The 3026-nt window shown below is 61.5% G+C and carries 2 protein-coding genes; both read left to right on the top strand.

Annotated elements, in window-relative coordinates:
• Window positions 1–202: 202 nt before the first annotated feature.
• A complete protein-coding gene (locus ACFVSJ_RS24300) occupies window positions 203–547 on the top strand; it encodes an ArsR family transcriptional regulator (RefSeq protein ID WP_387439685.1) in 345 nt (114 codons plus the stop codon).
• Window positions 548–625: 78 nt separating this feature from the next.
• Window positions 626–883 (top strand): hypothetical protein, encoded by a 258-nt coding sequence (locus tag ACFVSJ_RS24295; RefSeq protein WP_387439684.1) that lies wholly within the window; start codon window positions 626–628, stop codon window positions 881–883.
• Window positions 884–3026: the final 2143 nt, after the last annotated feature.

Raw genomic sequence — 3026 nt, 5'->3', positions numbered from 1 at the left:
CGTCAACGAAATGAGCACCCCGGAATGGCACACCGGCCACCCCCTGCTCTACTTCAAAGGCCAATACCGCCACCTCCTCCCCACCACCGACTAACACCAAAGTCGCAGCACCCGGTGTTGGGCGCCTGCCGTTTGCAGGCGCCCAACAGCCAACCCTTTCAGCGCAGGTTGAGCCGCTGACGTCATACCCAGGAGCACTCCATTGGTTTCCACATCTACTCTCACCCGTGAACAACCCACACATGGGAAGCCGTATGGAAGAGACGATCTCGACGCCGCACGCGCCGCCTTCAGCCAAGAGGTCCGGCTGGAAATCATCCGCTACCTGCGTATCACCGGCCCGTCCGACCGGACCCGGATCGCCGAGGACACTTCCATCAGCCACGGACTGGTCGCCCAAGCATTGAACAAACTCAAAAGCCTGGGCCTGGTCACCGACAACGCCAACGACGTTGATCTGCCGGCCAGGGAACGGACCTACACCCTTGACACGAACCTCACCGACCGGCTCCTCCACTCCATGGCACGCTACCTCCTCGGTCCCTGACCAGGACCTAACTGCACGCCGCGGGGATGAGGTCCCCGCACCGTTCCACCACGGACCATCCTGAGAAAGGAAAAAGCAATGACGCTGTTCTCCTGGAGCACCAAACACCACACCACCACCAAACGACACACCTTCCCCGTAGCCCCCGCTACGCGAACCCCCGACCTGGCCTGCTACGCGTGGGAAGGGCTCTACCTTGATGCCGCAACCGGGCCCACGCAAGCAACCACCGCGCCTCCATCCCTGGCCCCACGCCCGGCAAGGCTGCCGCTATCCATCCACAACAACAACGACCGCCCCTGCGCTGGAGCCTGCACGAGCTGCATCCAGCACTGAACGCTCGCGGGCAGCTTCCCTTGGGCGCGGGCGAGGTTGTCATCGGAAGGTCCAATAGCTGTCATCACGTACTGCCGAATCAACGGGCAGAACCGTCAGGGTCGATTCGGAAGCAGTTGGCGGCACTTAGGCCAGCAGTTTTGTGCTGCATTTCCGCCCCGTTGTTGCTCACGACACGATCGATTGCGCTTCTTCTTCGCGACTTGCTGCAAACTCATGGGATCTTCCGATCACTAACTTCGGAGATCAATTACCGCGCGGGCGGGTTTCCGTGTCTCCAGTCTGCACTTCGCCCGAGCCTAGTCGCCTTGATCAATCACCTGGGCGCGTTTGTCGTTCTCACGGTCCGATCCCTGCAGTCAGCATCTATCGACGGGGTGGGTCACGAGGAAAGTCGGTCACGACCGGGATCCGAAATTGGAATAACGCCCCCAGCGTTTGTCGCGGCGCGTGCCCCCAGCGACCGATCCATCAGGTGCTCATCAGCCGGTGTCGGTCCTGCAGAACGTGACCACCGAGAACCGGGGACGGAACCTCGATGCCCTGAACCGTCCACAGGACAAGAGAGGATGTTTCTGTCGAGGATGATGAAGTCCGTCAACTTGCTGATCTAAAAGCCGGAGCGGTTCCCGCGCCCATGAGCCTCAGTTCCGCTGGTAGCGGAGGCGACGATCGCCTCCCTCCGACTGACTTCCCTCGGGCCGGCCATTAGGCTCTCGCTGGAGCGTCCATCGACCTCCGTGAGGGTCGAACAAATCTGGAACGTCGGATCAGTGGCCGCCGTCGGTAACCCCAGCATCGATCCCCACCACAAGGGAACCACGCTTTGCCATCGGTCGCTAACCCAACCGCGACACGCGTCGACACCTTTGCCGAAATCGACTGCCGCATATGCCTGTACGAGCGGCAGACCCATTCGGACAAGGGTCGCACAGCTGATCGCGCATCGGATCCTGTACGAAGCACGCACTCGCTGCCGTGCAGTGGCGTTTGCAGGTCGATGCGGCGCAGCGCACGCATCGCCACGTCGATGGATCTCCACCCGCTACCAGGATATCCAGACTCAAATCCTGCTTGACGGTGCAAGCGGCGAACGAACGAGGTTCACGCATCATGGACGCGCCGAACTGTGGTCGCCCCGTCGAGACGAACTGTGACACCACAGACCTTCGGCACTCGTCCTCGCTCCCAGCGGTCTGGTGGGTCGTCGAGGCCCTGCATCCATGCCGTGGCCTCATCAAGCGGAACTGAGCGGAGCGCCTGACGGGTGCAGACCACCCGACGGAAGAGTTCACCTCGCCTGTGAAGCTCGCGGAGGTGCTCGGTTCAGAAGTTAATGTGCCCTTGTAAAATCGAAGTGACTCCGACGCTCGGATGCATCGCGGCGGCGATGGCTGCCCACATATCGACGTCCGGGTGTCGACGCAAAGGCTCCTGCAGCTTTCAGCCCTGCCGGTGCGCGTTGTAGTGATGCACACCGTGAACTACCGACCCGGTTCAAGGCCGCAGAGTTGAGCACAGCGGGGTTCGCCCGATCGTCTGGCGTCGGAAAGTAAACGGGCCTCCGGGGCGACGGGTCAAGTTCTGCACGGGTAGCCCAGCGTCTCTCAGCCAGCAATTTCGGGAAGCCGAGGTGATCGGGCGGATTTCCGATCGGAGATGGCATTATCCATGGGCCAGGTTCTGACTCACGCGCCGCGCGAACGCTGTCGAGGATCCGAGGGGCAGAGGTCAACCGAGAAGAGACGGATGAACGAGGTTGTGCAGAGCTCGCGCCACCTTGTGGGCATGGGAGTCCACGAATCCTGGCAGGACGGTCCAGCACGCCAGATCGATCACGGTTGCCCCATCTGAATACGCGGCGGGCATCTGTTCGGACGTGCAACAGCGAATAGCTGCTCCTGCGGTGGCGAATGCTTCGTGGAGCGAGGGGTTCCTGTCGACGGTGATGACGACGCCGCCTACGTCATAAAGTAACTCCCCGGATTGAGCAGGACGGTGTCCCTGCAGCAGTAGCTTGCAGGGACACCGTCCCTAATCCACGATTTTAGACTGTGGTGGGTGTGTTGGTGCCGATGTGGCATTCGACGCCGTATTTGGCCATGAGGGGCAGTGTTTTCTGGGCGACGGCGGCGAGGTCTTC

This window comes from Paenarthrobacter sp. NPDC058040 (assembly GCF_042885775.1).
In the GTDB taxonomy this organism is placed as follows: Bacteria; Actinomycetota; Actinomycetes; order Actinomycetales; family Micrococcaceae; genus Arthrobacter.
Note: the sequence above shows the minus strand (reverse complement) of the source record. Positions and strands in the feature narration are given on the sequence as shown.

Excerpts from the sequence above, each read along its gene's own strand:
- ACFVSJ_RS24295 (WP_387439684.1), top strand. The coding sequence starts at position 626 with ATGACGCTGTTCTCCTGGAGCACCAAACACCACACCACCACCAAACGA.